Source organism: Paenibacillus sp. A3M_27_13 (assembly GCF_024213315.1).
GTDB classification, from domain to species: domain Bacteria; phylum Bacillota; class Bacilli; order Paenibacillales; family Paenibacillaceae; genus Paenibacillus; species Paenibacillus polymyxa_B.
Genome location: NZ_JANAVE010000009.1, coordinates 177,742 through 193,796, shown reverse-complemented (window position 1 = coordinate 193,796; position 16,055 = coordinate 177,742). Strand labels below are relative to the sequence as shown.

At 43.0% G+C, this 16,055-nt stretch carries 14 protein-coding genes and 1 other RNA gene; 12 read left to right on the top strand and 3 right to left on the bottom strand.

Annotation, left to right across the window (positions count from 1 at the left end; all coding sequences use genetic code 11):
• The first annotated feature begins 330 nt into the window (after positions 1 to 330).
• The 7 genes from secG to NLX82_RS23580 all read left to right on the top strand — a co-directional run bounded on the left by secG (position 331) and on the right by NLX82_RS23580 (position 6,730).
• Positions 331 to 564 (top strand): preprotein translocase subunit SecG, encoded by a 234-nt coding sequence (secG, locus tag NLX82_RS23610; protein ID WP_013308268.1) that lies wholly within the window; start codon positions 331 to 333, stop codon positions 562 to 564.
• 188 nt (positions 565 to 752) lie between these two features.
• The gene (rnr, locus tag NLX82_RS23605; protein ID WP_023986492.1) at positions 753 to 3,374 is read left to right on the top strand and encodes a ribonuclease R; all 2,622 of its coding nucleotides are present in this window, start codon (positions 753 to 755) and stop codon (positions 3,372 to 3,374) included.
• A gap of 279 nt (positions 3,375 to 3,653) precedes the next feature.
• Complete coding sequence (gene smpB / locus NLX82_RS23600) at positions 3,654 to 4,133, top strand: SsrA-binding protein SmpB (RefSeq protein ID WP_013308270.1); 480 nt, start codon at positions 3,654 to 3,656, stop codon at positions 4,131 to 4,133.
• Positions 4,134 to 4,381: 248 nt separating this feature from the next.
• Positions 4,382 to 4,746, top strand: a transfer-messenger RNA (tmRNA) gene (gene ssrA / locus NLX82_RS23595).
• A 266-nt stretch (positions 4,747 to 5,012) separates the two neighbouring features.
• Entirely contained in the window at positions 5,013 to 5,240 is a 228-nt protein-coding gene (locus tag NLX82_RS23590; RefSeq protein WP_068938382.1) for a DUF896 domain-containing protein, read from the top strand.
• Between the two features lie 67 nt (positions 5,241 to 5,307).
• Complete coding sequence (locus NLX82_RS23585; protein ID WP_068938381.1) at positions 5,308 to 5,706, top strand: DoxX family protein; 399 nt, start codon at positions 5,308 to 5,310, stop codon at positions 5,704 to 5,706.
• A 73-nt stretch (positions 5,707 to 5,779) separates the two neighbouring features.
• Entirely contained in the window at positions 5,780 to 6,730 is a 951-nt protein-coding gene (locus NLX82_RS23580) for a ring-cleaving dioxygenase (protein ID WP_254349146.1), read from the top strand.
• Between the two features lie 238 nt (positions 6,731 to 6,968).
• Here the strand turns inward: NLX82_RS23580 and NLX82_RS23575 are convergent, their stop codons facing one another.
• Entirely contained in the window at positions 6,969 to 7,316 is a 348-nt protein-coding gene (locus tag NLX82_RS23575) for a winged helix-turn-helix transcriptional regulator (protein ID WP_034094951.1), read from the bottom strand.
• Positions 7,317 to 7,491: 175 nt separating this feature from the next.
• Between NLX82_RS23575 and NLX82_RS23570 the strand changes: the two genes are divergently transcribed.
• A complete protein-coding gene (locus NLX82_RS23570) occupies positions 7,492 to 8,139 on the top strand; it encodes an NAD(P)H-dependent oxidoreductase (RefSeq protein ID WP_023986498.1) in 648 nt (215 codons plus the stop codon).
• Positions 8,140 to 8,434: 295 nt separating this feature from the next.
• On the opposite strand, the gene NLX82_RS23565 is transcribed toward NLX82_RS23570, so the two are convergent.
• Positions 8,435 to 8,908 (bottom strand): tautomerase family protein, encoded by a 474-nt coding sequence (locus NLX82_RS23565; RefSeq protein WP_023986499.1) that lies wholly within the window; start codon positions 8,906 to 8,908, stop codon positions 8,435 to 8,437.
• Between the two features lie 284 nt (positions 8,909 to 9,192).
• On the opposite strand from NLX82_RS23565, the gene NLX82_RS23560 reads away from it, so the two are divergent.
• A complete protein-coding gene (locus NLX82_RS23560; RefSeq protein WP_023986500.1) occupies positions 9,193 to 9,750 on the top strand; it encodes a PadR family transcriptional regulator in 558 nt (185 codons plus the stop codon).
• A 222-nt stretch (positions 9,751 to 9,972) separates the two neighbouring features.
• On the opposite strand, the gene NLX82_RS23555 is transcribed toward NLX82_RS23560, so the two are convergent.
• The gene (locus NLX82_RS23555; protein WP_071559495.1) at positions 9,973 to 11,124 is read right to left on the bottom strand and encodes a glycosyltransferase family 2 protein; all 1,152 of its coding nucleotides are present in this window, start codon (positions 11,122 to 11,124) and stop codon (positions 9,973 to 9,975) included.
• Positions 11,125 to 11,476: 352 nt separating this feature from the next.
• On the opposite strand from NLX82_RS23555, the gene NLX82_RS23550 reads away from it, so the two are divergent.
• From NLX82_RS23550 to NLX82_RS23540, 3 genes are all read left to right on the top strand, one after another.
• Positions 11,477 to 12,199, top strand: a complete 723-nt coding sequence (locus NLX82_RS23550; protein ID WP_023986502.1) for a GntR family transcriptional regulator — start codon at positions 11,477 to 11,479, stop codon at positions 12,197 to 12,199.
• Between the two features lie 294 nt (positions 12,200 to 12,493).
• Entirely contained in the window at positions 12,494 to 14,878 is a 2,385-nt protein-coding gene (locus NLX82_RS23545) for a phosphoketolase family protein (protein WP_053324386.1), read from the top strand.
• Positions 14,879 to 15,156: 278 nt separating this feature from the next.
• Complete coding sequence (locus NLX82_RS23540; RefSeq protein ID WP_023986504.1) at positions 15,157 to 15,999, top strand: aldo/keto reductase; 843 nt, start codon at positions 15,157 to 15,159, stop codon at positions 15,997 to 15,999.
• Positions 16,000 to 16,055 lie beyond the last annotated feature (56 nt).

The window sequence follows — 16,055 nt, the reverse complement described above, 5'->3', positions numbered from 1 at the left end:
AAAATGCTGATGGCGCCTCTGACTCATGGTTCATGATCACGAAGTCTCAACGCTCAAAGCTTTTACGCATTAAAAAACAGACCTACTCGCCACCGCGGGCAGGTCTGTTTTTTTGTTATTATGGATGTGTATGAGAATACATAACTTTGCAAAGGCTTAATGGCTGAGTGACTTGTATAACTGTTGTTATCTACTGGAAGCTGTGGTAGAATAAAAATAGTGTTTTGCGTTAATTTCCGGCTATTTATAACATGATATGTACATGTTTTCATAAAAGAGGCTGTGTTGTTTTGCAAAACAGATGTATAAGCTCAGGAGGTGGGATTTTTCATGGAAATCTTTTTGAAAGTGCTGCTCGTTGTGTTCTCGATTGCTGTTATTGCGGTTGTTTTACTGCAAAAGGGGAAAAGCGCAGGTTTGTCCGGTGCCATCTCTGGCGGTGCTGAGCATCTGTTCGGCAAAACAAAAGCTCGCGGTATGGATTTGATTTTACAACGTGCAACTGCTGTTTTGGGTGCGGGTTTTATGATCGTTTCTGTTTTAGTTGCATTTTTTGCAAAATAAGATAAATATGTACCTTAAGCCTTCGTTTCGCGGGAAACGGGGGCTTTTTTTAGATTTTGGACAGGCAGGGATGCCGTCGATTAAATTCGTGTATACTAGGGTATGAGTATATTAAGAGCCTTGTATCAGGAACAAGGACATGCGGATTTATTACTGAAAATTAAAGGTCACCCGAGGTGGACAATATTATGATAACAGAGCAACAACTACTCGATTTTATGCGCGAGACTGCATACAAACCCATGACTTACCAGGAGCTGGAGCAGCACTTTGATATTAAGGATGCGGAGGATTTCCGTGAATTTCTTAAGCTCTTGAATTCCTTGGAGGAAGAGGGGAAAATCCTGCTGACCAGCACAAACCGTTATGGCGTGCCGGAACGGATGGATTTGCAGCGTGGGCGTTTGCAGGCTCATGCCAAGGGATTTGCCTTTCTGATTCCAGAGGACCGGGAGCACCCGGATGTATATATTCATGCGAACGACTTAAAAAGTGCGATGAATGGAGATACGGTACTGGTAAGAGTGTCCTCGAAGGGACCTGCGGGCGGTCGATTAGAAGGTGAAGTTGTACGGATCGTGAAGCGTGCAGTGCTTCAAGTAGTAGGCGTGTTTCAGAGCCACGAAGCATATGGTTTCGTTCTGCCGGATGATAAGCGTATTAACCGGGATATTTTCATTCCAAAAACAAGCTTCAATGGAGCCGTAAACGGTCAAAAGGTCGTTGTGCGTATTGTGAGCTATCCAGAAGGACGAGCAGCGGCGGAAGGCGAAGTGTTGGAAGTTTTGGGTCATAAGGATGATCCGGGCGTCGACATTTTGTCAGTTATTCGCAAGCATCAGCTTCCGGAAGCTTTTCCAGATGAAGTTACAGAGGAAGCGGAGAATGCTCCCGACGCGATTACGGAAGAAGAGATTGTACGTCAGGGACGGCGCGATTTGCGTGATAAGATCATTGTTACCATTGATGGTGAGGATGCTAAAGACCTGGATGATGCTGTAAATGTAGAGCGCTTGCCGAACGGGAACTACCGTCTGGGCGTTCATATTGCCGACGTAGGGTATTATGTGCGTGAGAACTCTAAGCTGGATCAGGAGGCATATAACCGCGGTTGTAGCGTGTATTTGGTTGACCGTGTCATTCCTATGCTTCCACATCGACTTTCGAACGGAATATGTTCTTTGAATCCACAGGTGGATCGACTGACTTTATCCTGTGAGATGGAATTCAATGAGCATATGAAGGTTGTAAAGCATGATATTTTCACCAGTGTGATTAAAACGAAGGAACGGATGACGTACACTAACGTTCGCAAAATCCTCGAAGAGGAAGATGCTGAACTGATGGAACGGTACAAGGATCTCGTTGATGTATTCGGCACGATGAAGGAATTGGCATTGAAGCTGCGTGCTAATCGAATGCGCCGAGGTGCGGTTGATTTTGACTTTGATGAAGCTAAAGTGATTGTGGATAATGAAGGAAAAGCTGTAGATATTGTGAAGAGAGAACGTACGATAGCTGAACAAATTATTGAAGAGTTTATGTTGGCGGCCAATGAAACGGTAGCCGAACATTTCCATTGGCTCAAAGTACCTTTCTTGTACCGGATTCATGAGGACCCAGATCCGGAGAAGCTGCAAAACTTTATGGCTTTCGCGGCTAATTTTGGGCATCAGATCAAAGGTAGAGGAAATTCCATTCATCCGCGTGCACTGCAAACGTTGCTGGAAGATATTCAGGGTACGAAGGAGCAAACCGTGCTTAGCACGATGATGCTGCGTTCGATGAAGCAGGCAAAGTATGATGCGGAAACGACAGGACATTTTGGGCTAGCAGCGGAGTATTACTCTCATTTTACATCGCCGATTCGTCGTTACCCTGACTTGGTGATTCACCGTGTCATTCGTGAGGTATTGGAGAACGGCGGGGCTTTAACAGCCGAGCGTCAGGAATATTTGACTGCACGTATGCCTGATATTGCGCAGCAATCTTCTGAGCGTGAACGTGTGGCTGTGGATGCAGAACGTGATACAGAGCAGATGAAAAAGGCTGAATACATGCTGGACAAGGTCGGCGAGGAATTCGAGGGGATCATCAGCAGTGTAACCAGCTTTGGGATGTTCATTGAGCTGGACAATACAGTGGAGGGTCTGACGCGTCTGAGTGCGCTTACGGACGACTATTACCACTTTGACGAGCAGCATATGGCTTTGATTGGCGAACGCACCTCCAAGGTGTTCCGCATTGGGGATGAGGTTAAGGTTCGCGTCGCGCGTGTGAACATGGAAGATTACACAATTGACTTTGAACTTGTCGATATGAAGCAACGGCAACGCCGTGAACGGACGGGCGGTTCAGGACAGGGCGGAGGTTTTGCGCGTGGCGGTGAGGGCCGAGGTAAAGGCAAACCCCATGAAGGGCGCGAACGTAAGGGTGGTAAAGACAAGGCTGGCAGGGAGCGTAAAGGCGGTCGTGATGCTGCCGGGAAGCCTAAAGAAGCCGGTTCAGGCGTAGGTGGAGGTATTAGCACCGCAGGTCGTTCAGGGCGCGGCGGTGGAAACGGAGCTGGAGCCGGCTCAGCTAGCAGCTTCGGCTTTGGCAGTGGCAAGGGCGGGTATAACTCGCCAGCATCCGGGGCAAGCAAGCGACGGAAGAAGACGTCTGCCAGCGGTATTTTCATCGGCGGAGCAGCTACACCAGGTAGTGATGCCAGACCAAACGGTGAAGGCGCAGCACGTCGCAAGCGGAAGAATAAGGGCGGAAGTGGCGGCAATAGCACCGCGGGCTTTGTGCGGAAAAAGAAGAAGTAGGTAGCTAGAGCTTACTTACTTTGAAGGCTGGAGCTTTCATTGCAGTGTATGAAGCTGATTTGAAGCATAGGTATACGTGCGGTTTCTGTCTGCTGTATTGGATGGAAGCCGCTTGGTTTTAAGTGTGATATAAGTGCAGTTAGAAATGTAGAAGGCTTGACCTTTCTTGCTTTTACCATCTGAAATTTGTTACAATATATTTCTAGGTGGCTCTTTGTAGCCGGATTTTGATGCCTGGATTTCAAGAGTGAATTACGTTATTCATAAGGAGTGGTATTCATGGGTAAGAAGGCAGACGGGAAAGTGCTCGCCCAGAACAAAAAAGCTTCCCATGACTATTTTATTGAGGACACTTACGAGGCGGGCATGGTGCTAACGGGAACAGAAATTAAGTCTCTACGGAATGGTCGCTCTAATATAAGTGACGCATTTGCTACGATCCGTAACGGCGAAATTCATATTCACAATATGCATATCAGTCCCTTTGAGCAAGGCAATCGTAATAATCCTACTGATCCGACCCGTACGCGTAAGCTGCTGTTGCATAAAGAGCAGATTCGCAAACTTATCGGATTGTCCAAACAGGAAGGCTACACGATTGTTCCGTTAAAGATTTATGTTCGCAATGGTTATGCCAAGCTTTTGCTCGGACTGGGTAGAGGTAAAAAGCAGTATGATAAACGTGATGCTGCCGCTAAACGTGATGCACAGCGTGATATCCAGCGCGCTTTGCGTGAGAAACAGAAAATTGCGAGATAAGTTGCTGTATTATTGTATGGTACAAATTACGTGGAGAAGTTACTTGTTCCTGTAATGGTGCTATTTTATAAGGCTTAAATGGCTTCATTTCGTTTCGTAATGACCTGTAATATGCTATACTAACGAAGTAGTCAGTTTTAAAGCTTTTAACTTTGTTCGAGTGTTGAATCTTAGAATTCAGCTTTTGATATTATGCATGCTTATGCTCCGGTATTTCCGGATTTATCCGTGGAGCCCTTTTATAATAAGGGGGCGTTTATGGATTCGACGGGGATAGTTCGAGCATGGGTAGCGGGTAGTGGGGACGCGTCCGCTTCATCAACGCTAAAGCCTATTAAACGGCAAACAACAAAACAACTACGCTTTCGCAGCCTAAGAAACTGTGTGCGTGCTTCTACCCAGCATCGTCCATGTGACTGGGATAGGGGCTAACAAATAGTGGAATACGCTGTCTCATCTCCGCCTGGGGTGAGCTGAAGAAGATAATCAGGCTGACCCGAAGGGAATCCGGTGACAGGGAGTTTCTAGGGTGACATCAAAACTGTCACTACACCCGTAGAAGCTTATGTGTCGTTATCTTCGGACAGGGGTTCGACTCCCCTCGCCTCCATTTAAGTAAGACAAGAAAGCCATCAGCCAGTGATTCTGGTTGGTGGCTTTTTATTATGGCTCTAGTAATTGACTTGAAGAGGTTTTACACAACTTGTAGCTTAAAGGTATCTCTAAGTGTTCCTGCTGCTTTTTCTCCGTAAGCAACCCAAGCATTGATTTTCTTTTCGAAAAAGTATTGACATGGATAAAAAAATATTATATCTTTATATCAAGATAAATAAATTAAAGATAAAACAACCAGAAAATTTTGAATAGGGAGGTATACACGTGATCACCATTTTAGAAAGAATTAATCAGCTTGCAAAAAAAACAAAAGAAGTTGGGTTGACTGAAATCGAAAAAACGGAACAAACGGATCTTCGCAAAGAATACCTTCAAATCTTTCGGGGTTCTGTACAAAGCATTCTCTTGAACGCTACGATTTATGATCCGAATGGAGACGATGTTACGCCTGAAAAACTAAAAAAAGAACAGGCTCAAATCGCTAAACAATGAATTTAATTTTATCTAATATCTCTAATTTAATAATCTTTAAATAAGTATAATATGGAGGATGATTTTTATGTTGGCAAGTGGATTGTTACTGATACGTTTGGTGGTTGGATTGTTATTGGTGGGGCACGGAGCTCAGAAGCTTTTTGGTTGGTTTGGTGGCTATGGTCCAAAGGGTACGGGCGGTTGGATGGAATCGATTGGCATTAAGCCCGGAGTGTTCATGGCAGTGTCTGCTGGGTTGATGGAATTGTTGGGAGGAGCTCTATTTGCTTTAGGACTGCTCACTCCACTGGCTGCATTGTTGATTACGGTGACTATGCTCGGAGCGATTTTCAAAGTACATGGCCCAAACGGGATCTGGGCAACGGCTAACGGCTATGAATATCCACTAGTTCTTATTGCAGTCGCAATTGGTATTGCGTTGACAGGAGCAGGTTCATATTCTATCGACGCATTACTTAGATAAAACATGATGTTTAGGTCATTAAAGTCATCAACAACAAAAAATAAAGGTTCTTACGATTAAAGGAGGGTTTCATATGTCACTGCAAACTACAGGTATCCATCATATTACAGCTTTTGCCGGTAATCCGCAGGAAAATGTCGACTTCTATGCCGGCGTCCTGGGACTTCGGTTAGTGAAGAAAACAATCAACTTCGATGCTCCTGAGGTTTACCACTTGTACTTTGGTAACGAGGCAGGAGGTCCTGGAACGATCATTACATTTTTCCCTGCACCAGGAACTCCCAAAGGACGAATCGGAGGAGGCCAGGTGGGCATAACCTCGTATGTGGTACCCCCAGGTTCACTTGATTTTTGGCAACATCGTTTGGAAAGCTTTGATATCCAAGTTACGAAAACGAGCCGTTTTTCTGAACAATATCTTCAATTCGAGGATAATGAGGGCTTACGACTTGAGCTTGTTGAACGTGAAGCGGGAGCGAATAGTACTTGGTCTTACGGTGGCATTTCGGCTGATAAAGCAATTAAGGGGTTTGGAGGTGCTGTGCTATTTAGCGTCAATCCACAGAGAACGATGGATGCATTGGAGAGCATACTCGGATTTACGAAAATCGCTGAAGACGCCGAATATGCCCGTTATCAGTCCGTAGGAGAAATCGGCAACATCGTAGATGTTCCGCTCGCCAAAATGGGTCTAGGCTTTGGTGGAGCAGGCACGGTACATCACATTGCATGGCGTGCAAAAGATTTCGAACAACATGAAGAATGGAGAAGCGCAGTCCAGCATTATGGCTATCAGCCGACTCCAATCATAGACCGCCAATATTTTAATGCGATATATTTCAGAGAAGCGGGCGGCATCCTATTTGAAATTGCTACAGATCCACCGGGATTTGCTAATAATGAACCTGCTGAATCTTTGGGGCAGAAATTAATGCTGCCAGAGTGGTATGAACCGCAGCGGGCTCAAATTGAGGCGAATCTGCATCCTATTGAAGTGAGAACATTAACTGGAAAACAACAGTAAACGAAACGGCAGCTGTTTTACCTCCAGAGGAAAAGGTGAAGCCACGTTGATGGGAACTGCCAGGTTTAGAAAAACGGTACATGACTGAATATAAACATGACAAGATGAATATCAACAGGATTAAACCCACTTTGACAAAATTGGTCATAGTGGGTTTTCATTATGCACTTGGTATGGACTTATAACATAGGGATGAAAGTCTGATCACGCTAGGCAGGAAGGGATGTATATTTAATCGCTATTTTTCAACGCATCTAATTTTCGAGTGCTCCAGATGAACCTCCCCCCAATCATACATACTGCGCAATATGGGGACGAAATTTGCTCCGTGAGCTGTTAGCGAGTATTCAACCCGGGGAGGGATTTCTCTGAATATTTCGCGATGCACAAACCCGTCTTCTTCTAATTCTCTTAGCTGCTTGGTTAACATCGCTTGTGTGATATCAGGAAAGGCGCGTTTAATTTCACCGAATCTTCGGGTACCACGGGACAGAAACCATAAAATCACTATTTTCCATTTGCCGCCAATGATTTTCTGAACCTTTGTTAAGGGGCAATCTGTAAAATAATTCAGATTTTCACTCATTTGTGCCATCTCCTCATCGTTTGTATTCCAGAAAGTCCTATGAAATCAATTAGTATGATTTTTGATAGTATATACTATAAATATGCCTACTTGTTGTTTCGATACCATTGGCTTAACATTACATTAGCATTAAAGCTTTGACAAGCCATCTGAAAATATTCTGGGGGCGAAGAAGATGAACATTAATATTTTATACGGTCACCCTTATGCTAAGAGCTTTAACAAAGCGATTTTGGAGCAGGTGATCGCTCATTTAAACGTACGAGGGGCGAATGTTAAGGTAAAAGACTTAATTCAAATGTCATTTAATCCGACGGCAGGCTTAAAGGATTTAGAGGCTAAGGTCACTAACGTATTGCCAGAGGAGATAGTAAAAGAACAGGAGGATTTATTGTGGGCAGATGCCTTGATTATTATTTCACCGGTATGGTGGGGCGGATTTCCCGCTGTTATTAAAGGATATATAGATAGAGTGTTCACAACAGGACTCATACGCTCTTCTGATGGTGTATATGGGCTTGAGGGCAAGAGAGCCTACTCGATTTTTACAACAGGATCTTCAGAAGATTATATTCGCATATCACGTCAGAAAGATATGCTCTACGCGGCTAACGATAATTTGTTTGGGTTCGCCAAGTTTTCGGATGCCGAGATTAAGCTTCTTTACTCGGTGCCGCGTGTAACCTTGGAGGAACGAAAAGCAATGCTGCTGGATGTCAATCGATTTGTCGATCGTATTTTTGATATGAGACCGGGAGAGGGAGGCAGTACGAGGGATAGCCTTTCTCTTCAAGCTTTGGAGCATGATTTGGCTAGCCATTAAGATTACGTAAACTGCAGGATGTTTCTTTGGAAAAATGAAGAACACCCTTATGGGTGTTCTTTCGTTTGGACATATGGACATATTACACTGTGCTAAGTTATAAGCTTGTTACTGCTAAAGATATAACCTTTTGGATGGTTCTCCTACTGGATACCGCAGAAGGTTTAAGACGTCAGTTGCCGGTTTGTAACTTGCCTTAGCCACCACGTCAGGAGATTTCCCGGTGTTTCCCGTATCCTCTAGCCGACAAGATATGAATGCTCCTCCAATCTTTAGAAATGCCAAATTCCACGCATTACCGTGTAATATTTTGCTTGATAGCCTTAATTTTCTCCTCAGTAAAGACTCCTGAATCCAGCAGGTCTAGAATGGAGAGCACGCTGCCGCGAGAACCCCAGCTGCCTTCTTCAATGACCTGGAAGGATACCCACCAAGTTGGGGATGGTTCCGGTACACCAAGTACTTTAGTCAAACTGCCAAGAATATTCTCAAGCACTTTTTTGCGAACGTCGTTAGGCCAGTCACCATCCATCACCAGAACATTGACAGTAATTACATCACGTTCTGGCTGATCCGACAGCAATTGCCCACCAATTGCCATGTAATCTATTGGACGTTCGTTGAAATGGACCTGAAACCCTTCTCTTGCTGGCGGACAATATTGACCTACCTCTGGAACGAGAACTGCATCCGTCAAACCTTCTGCCAAAAGACGGCGCTGTTCAAGCGTTATGCGGCCTGCGGGATAATTTACACTGATCATGGTCATGGTCTGATATCTCCTTATTAAGATTTAACCAAGCGATGTCTTGGAATTCTTTATGATATCTGTATCCAAGGCTTCAGCTTGGCAAGCTCATTGGTATTTTGTTGATATCGTTAATATAAAACGATGATAAACCCCTGTCAACACTAATTATTATAATAATATATATTTAAATAATATATAGAGAGATGTGAAGCTAGTTTAAATGGGCTATAATTATGTCTAGTCTAATGAAAGCATGACATACTACGGAGATTTGCTAGAGGTAACAGGAGGCACAATATATAATGGCGAGACAGTCAGGAAAAACCAATACAATGTTTGCGGTATTAGGCATTCTGAGTCTGGGTCCTCATACCGGTTATGATATAAAGCAACATATGGAGCAAAGCACTAGTTACTTTTGGAATGAGAACTATGGTCAGATCTATCCCAGCCTGGCAGAGCTACTGGATCGAAAAGATATTGCAGTCGAGGTTATTCGACAGAAAGGAAAGCCTGACAAGAAACTCTACAGCATTACCGATCAGGGAAGGCAGACGTTGTCAGACTGGCTTTCTCAGCCCATGGAGCATGTGGTGATGCTTAAAAAAAATGAGCTGCTGTTGAGGGTGTTTTTTGGCGGGAATTCTTCGCCTGAAACGATTATAAAGCACATACAGGAGTATAAAGAAAAGCTAGTGGAAAGCTTGCATATTTTTGAAGAACTTGAACGTTGGCTTATCAACGTAGAGCATAAAGACCATAATCACAAATATTGGATGATCACAATGAGCTATGGTAAAAGTCAGTTTAGCAGTTTAATTAGCTGGTGCGATGATAGCATTAAAATATTGAGTTCTTAGCAGTTGGTAAAATTCATATGTAATGAATAATCAGAAAGCATGCTGGACTATCAGAGGAATAGTAAACTAGTAACGACAATTCTTGTCGTTATCTCCGGACATGGCGACTCCTCCTTCATAAAGCTGCTTGCCAAGTTGGGCTCGCACCTTTATGGAGGAGTTTTTTTATCCCGTAAGGAGGATGCAATACACACGATTTTGTACGCTGTAAATGAGTAACTATTATTCCACCAGCTTTTCAGACTTCACCAGCATGTCTCGTAACACGTGAGCGACTCGACTTTTCCGGTTCTCTGCTTTCTTTTTTATCAAGTGTAATGATTTTTTGTATGCATGAGTATGGCTTTGATCGTAGAACTGTTTGGCTGCAATGCGTAATGTTCTTCTTAATAACAGTGCTGATGAGCGTGTTAACCTAGAGCGGAATCCCCTGCGCAATACCCGCAACGTATTTTTGTAGGTCTCAAAATCCTCGGATGGAGGGATAAGGGCAAATAAATTTAACGAGGAGTCATTGAATCCGTAGGTTTCATACATGATTCTCAGATTTTCTGTATTTAAAACGTTACCTCTGAGATAGGTTGGATGTTCCTGATGATATCCGACCACCTCTTTGATGCAATAAAAAGGGATCTTCAAGCGATGCAGTCTATAGCCAAGGTCCCAGTCTTCGAGTCCATACAGCACAAACCGTTCATTAAAACCTCCAATACGAATCAAGTGACTGCGTCTGATGGCTACACAACGAGTAACCAGCAGCATCCAGGGGGCGACATCCGTTGTGGCAAATTGTTTCTGCGTATTGGGGGGGACTCTTGTGGGACTAACTACTTTAGACAGTGCACCCGTTTGGTGAAGGATATCTTCAGGGGTTATGATTGGAGTAATTTCGTTCGCTGCTTCATAGTCAGCATTCCATAAGTTGGACTGCGTAAGTATGTTGCGACATTGTTCTTTTTCTTCAGGAGAAAAGTCAGGGTAATAATGGGTAAAAGCATCGTCCCATGAGTGAGGAATGCCTGAGAGCACAGACTTGGGATATTTACGGTGATAACGGCTCACGATCCTAATGAATTCCGGTAATACTACAAAGTCAGCGTCGCAGAAGATGATGTATAGCCCTTTTGCACGGCGCAGTCCCAAATTTCGAACGGCAGATCGACCGCGTTGTTCCTGATGTGACACATAGATAAGAGGATAGGATGCTTTGAAGCCTTCGACCATTTCTTTCGTTCCGTCTGTAGAACCGTCATCAGCTACAATGACTTCAAATAGTTGCTTTGGATAGGTTTGTGTCTCAAATGAAGCGAGTGTGAGCAACAATTGCTGGGCTCGATTATAGGTTGGAATGATGACGCTGTAGCGGATAGCCAATATGATCTCCCCCCCACCATTCTTATTAGAAAACGTTTGAACAAGATGAATAATAACAATGTATTCAAGGATTTTAGCCTGGTCTAGTCAAACATCCCTCAAGGTTCGAAACAGGCTTGGTCTTATTACTGATGCTAAGGTGGGGGTTCTGTATTTTCTGCTGTTTTGCAGGTGCGTTCAGTGGTGTTATATATGTGTAATCATGGTATTATGCATAGAGATGTAAAGTAAAAGCGACGGCGCTTCCTATCCGCTGAAAGCCCGCTCAGCAAACAGAAACAAACATGAGATGAAATGGGCAAGTTATGGTAAACTATATAGAGTTATAGAAGACCTGAAAGAGGAGTACTATATGACACAATTTGTCTATAAGCAAATTATTGACGATCTCAAGATGAAAATCTTTGCGGGAAAGTTTGCAGATATGAGATTGCCAGATGAACGTAGTCTTAGTGAGACTTACCAGGTTAGTCGTAGTTCAATTAAACGTGCTCTGACTAAAATGGAGAATGTCGGAATTATTTTCAAAAAACAAGGTTCCGGGACATTTATTAATCCATTATACATAAGAAATGAATCTATCTTTAACTACGAAGGCTCTAATCTAGGGGTCACTGATAATTTTCAAATGCATGGTAAAAAGCCTAAGATCAAAGTATTGAGTTTTGAGGTCATTCCGCCAACAGAAGAATTACAGCGCGATTTGTTCTTGGAGACTCATGATTTTGTTTACAAAATTGTTCGCTTACGTCTGTTTGATGATGATCCTTTTATGATTGAAACGGGCTATATCCCCATTAAAATTGTCCAGAATTTAAATCAGACAATTATCGAGGGGTCCATTTTTAATTATTTGGAAGACTCCCGGAACTTGGCCGTCACCAAATCTTTTTTATCCATTTTTGCAGAACCGTCTCAAGAGAATGATCAAAAGCTGCTACATTTAAATGAAAATGAGCCTGTAGGTATTATGGAAGGTGTGTTCTTTTTAGATAACGGTACGCCATTTGAGTTTTCTCATATGCGATTTCATTACAAATATTTGAAATTTAATACCTTTGTATCGGTTCACTAATGATAAGACTGGAGAATTCTCCGGTCTTTTTTTTATGGTTTTGAAAAAAGGATTGAAGCCTGCAATTACCTCGTTTATTACAAATTTTATTGGTTTATACTTCTATATATTTTAATGTAAGAGCTTTTTTACTGTCTTTTTAATTTATATTTCATAGTATGTTCAAAATTTCACAAAATTGGACCGTATCACTTGTGAAAAAGGTTGAATTAAATTGGCGTAGCGTTATGATGGACATGTAGATGAAATTTCCGGAAATAAATTACAAACAAAACTACTTAGGGAGTGGACACAATGTCATTATCACCCGTGTTAGCAGATTATTCATCTAAAACATATTTGGAAAAACTTGATGCATATTGGCGTGCAACGAACTACATTTCGGTAGGTCAGCTTTATTTAAAAGATAATCCTTTGTTGAGAGAACCTTTAAAAGATTCAGATGTGAAAGTTAAGCCTATTGGACACTGGGGCACAATTCCGGGTCAAAACTTTATTTATGCACATCTAAATCGTGTTATTAATAAATATGATTTGAGCATGCTTTACATTGAAGGTCCTGGTCACGGCGGCCAGGTTATGGTTTCAAATTCTTATCTGGATGGTAGTTACACTGAAATCTATCCACAAATTACGCAAGATATCCCAGGTATGAAGAAATTGTTCAAACAATTCTCTTTCCCTGGCGGTATTGCTTCACACGCTGCTCCTGAAACACCTGGATCTATCCATGAAGGTGGAGAATTAGGCTACTCCCTTTCTCATGGTGTAGGTGCCATTTTGGATAATCCTGATCTAATTTCGGCTGTTGTTATTGGTGATGGCGAAGCTGAAACGGGTCCATTAGCCGCTTCGTGGTTCTCTAACAGATTTATCAATCCCATCACAGATGGTGCAGTGCTACCAATCTTGCACTTGAATGGCTTTAAGATTAGTAACCCAACGATTATGTCTCGTCAATCGAAAGAAGAATTGACCTCATACTTTAAAGGTTTGGGTTGGGAACCGTTCTTTGTTGAAGGTGAAAATCCGGATCACATGCATCCAGAAATGGCGAAAGTATTGGATACGGCCATCGAGAAGATTGAAGCTATTCAAAAGAATGCGCGTGAAAATAATGACCTTACTCGTCCGGCGTGGCCGATGATTGTCTTCCGTTCACCTAAAGGCTGGACGGGTCCAAAGGAATGGGACAACGTGCCGAATGAAAATTCATTCCGTGCCCATCAGGTTCCAATTCCGGTTGATCAAAAGAATATGCAACACGCACCTGCTTTGTTAGAATGGCTGAATAGCTATAGACCAGAGGAATTGTTCGACGAAAACGGTCGTTTAAACTCTGAGCTTGCTGAAATTCTGCCTACAGGCGATAAACGTATGGGAATGAACCCTGTTGCGAATGCGGGTAACCTCATTAAAGACTTGAAATTACCGGATTTCCGTAACTATGCGCTGGATAATTCCGTACCTGGTAAAGTGATTGCGCAAGATATGTCGGTTTTAGGGAAATACGTTAAAGATGTGGTTCTTTTAAATGAAGAAAATCGTAATTTCAGAATCTTCGGACCGGATGAAACGATGTCTAACCGCTTGGCTCCTGTTTTTGAAGTAACCAAACGCCAATGGATGGACCAAATTATTGAACCTAATGATGAATTCTTATCATCCTATGGCCGCGTAATTGATTCTCAATTATCCGAACACCAAGCTGAAGGATTGCTGGAAGGTTATGTATTAACAGGTCGTCATGGTTTCTTTGCAAGTTACGAAGCCTTCCTGCGTGTGGTTGACTCGATGATCACCCAACACTTTAAGTGGCTGCGTAAAGCAACGGATCAAGGATGGCGTGCAGATATCCCATCATTGAATGTCGTAGCAACCTCAACAGTGTTCCAACAGGATCATAATGGGTATACACACCAAGATCCAGGCTTGTTAGGTCATTTGGCTGATAAAAAACCAGAATTTATTCGGGAGTATCTGCCAGCGGATGCCAATTCATTGTTGGCTGTTTTCGACACCATTTTAAATGACCGTCAAAAGATCAATTTGATTGTTTCGTCTAAACACCCACGTCCACAATGGTTTAGTGCTGATGAAGCGAAAGAATTGGTGGACAAAGGGTTGAAGATTATTGATTGGGCAAGTACAGATCAAGGTGGGGAACCTGACCTTGTCATTGCTTCTGCTGGTACAGAGCCAACTATTGAAAGTTTAGCTGCGATTTCCATTTTGCATGAAAAACTGCCTGACTTGAAGATTCGGTACATCAACGTGGTAGATTTGCTGAAACTGAGAAGTCAAAAACTAGACCCGCGTGGATTATCCGACGCCGAGTTTGATCATTTTTTCACAAAAGACAAGCCAGTTGTTTTCGCTTTCCATGGTTACGAAGGTCTGATCAAAGATCTGTTCTTTGATCGTCACAACCATAACTTGCATGTACATGGTTACCGTGAGAATGGCGATATTACGACACCATTTGATATGCGCGTATTGAATCAGATGGATCGCTTCGATCTAGTGAAGGAAGCTGTTCTAAGCTTACCTGACGCTGAGAAGTATACCAACATTGTGGATGAAATGGATGCTACGGTTAAGAAACATCATCAATTCATTCGCGAAGAGGGTATTGATTTACCAGAGGTAGAGAACTGGGTATGGAAAGGCTTGAAATAAAAACACAGACACTTCAACTTTATGTTGGACAACCAAGCCATCAAGCATGAAGTGGAATATATGATCTGGTAGTGGTATACAAGTGCCTGACCCCTTTGACTTCAAGTATGATTTCAATGGGGATCAGGCGCTTTTTGATTTAGCACACAGAGAACTTGGTAGAGAAGTTACAAGCTAGTGGGTATATACATATATAGGGAACGAAATGAATTTCTATATTTTGCCTGACGATTAAAGAGGTGTTATGGTATATGAGAATAGTAAAGGAGGCTGTTAATATGAACCATCAAATTCCGGAGAAGGTATTGAATGATGGCACTAAAGTGCCCGTCATTGGATTTGGGACTGTTGGATTTAAGGGTGCAGATGGAGTACAGGCGATTACCGGCGCAGTTGATGCAGGTTACCGTCTGATCGACACAGCGTTCAACTATGAAAATGAGGGGGCTGTCGGGAAAGCGGTCCGGCAGAGCTCTGTGCCCAGAGAAGAATTGTTGATTTGCTCCAAACTACCGGGTCGCCGACATGCTTACCAAGAAGCCATTGTAACGATCGAAGAGTCATTATATAGAGGAGGTCTGGACTATTATGATCTTTATCTGATCCATTGGCCGAATCCCCAAATTGATCGATATGTTGAAGCCTGGCAGGCGTTGATTGAGGCGAAGAAAAGGGGCTATATTCGTTCCATCGGGGTCTGCAATTTTCTGCCCGAGCATAATGAACGTTTAATTCGGGAAACAGGTGTCGCCCCGAGCATCAATCAAGTTGAATTGCATCCATTGTTTAATCAGGAGCACCAGCGTGCAAAAGATGCTGAACAGGGCATCGTGACCGAATCGTGGAGCCCCTTGGGGCGTGGTCACAGCATACTGGAGAATGAAAAGATTGGGGAAATTGCTGCTGCTCATGGTAAAACGACTACACAAGCGATTTTACGTTGGCATATCCAACTTGGAGCGATCCCGATCCCTAAGGCCTCTTCTTTAAAACACCAAACGGAGAATTTGGATATTTTTGATTTTGAGTTGTCTCCAGAGGAAATGAACGTGATTTCGGCATTTAGCAGTGAGGATGGGCGGATATGGGGTCAGGACCCCAAGTCCTATGAAGAACTATAATCAGGAACAATAAATAGAAGGGTTCAAAAATCTGTCGCGGGTTTTTGGACCCTTTG

Bases quoted from the DNA above. Each gene is read 5' to 3' on its own strand.
- secG (WP_013308268.1), top strand. From the start codon at position 331: ATGGAAATCTTTTTGAAAGTGCTGCTCGTTGTGTTCTCGATTGCTGTT.
- rnr (WP_023986492.1), top strand. From the start codon at position 753: ATGATAACAGAGCAACAACTACTCGATTTTATGCGCGAGACTGCATAC.
- smpB (WP_013308270.1), top strand. From the start codon at position 3,654: ATGGGTAAGAAGGCAGACGGGAAAGTGCTCGCCCAGAACAAAAAAGCT.
- NLX82_RS23585 (WP_068938381.1), top strand. From the start codon at position 5,308: ATGTTGGCAAGTGGATTGTTACTGATACGTTTGGTGGTTGGATTGTTA.
- NLX82_RS23580 (WP_254349146.1), top strand. From the start codon at position 5,780: ATGTCACTGCAAACTACAGGTATCCATCATATTACAGCTTTTGCCGGT.
- NLX82_RS23575 (WP_034094951.1), bottom strand. From the start codon at position 7,316: ATGAGTGAAAATCTGAATTATTTTACAGATTGCCCCTTAACAAAGGTT.
- NLX82_RS23570 (WP_023986498.1), top strand. From the start codon at position 7,492: ATGAACATTAATATTTTATACGGTCACCCTTATGCTAAGAGCTTTAAC.
- NLX82_RS23565 (WP_023986499.1), bottom strand. From the start codon at position 8,908: ATGACCATGATCAGTGTAAATTATCCCGCAGGCCGCATAACGCTTGAA.
- NLX82_RS23560 (WP_023986500.1), top strand. From the start codon at position 9,193: ATGGCGAGACAGTCAGGAAAAACCAATACAATGTTTGCGGTATTAGGC.
- NLX82_RS23550 (WP_023986502.1), top strand. From the start codon at position 11,477: ATGACACAATTTGTCTATAAGCAAATTATTGACGATCTCAAGATGAAA.
- NLX82_RS23545 (WP_053324386.1), top strand. From the start codon at position 12,494: ATGTCATTATCACCCGTGTTAGCAGATTATTCATCTAAAACATATTTG.
- NLX82_RS23540 (WP_023986504.1), top strand. From the start codon at position 15,157: ATGAACCATCAAATTCCGGAGAAGGTATTGAATGATGGCACTAAAGTG.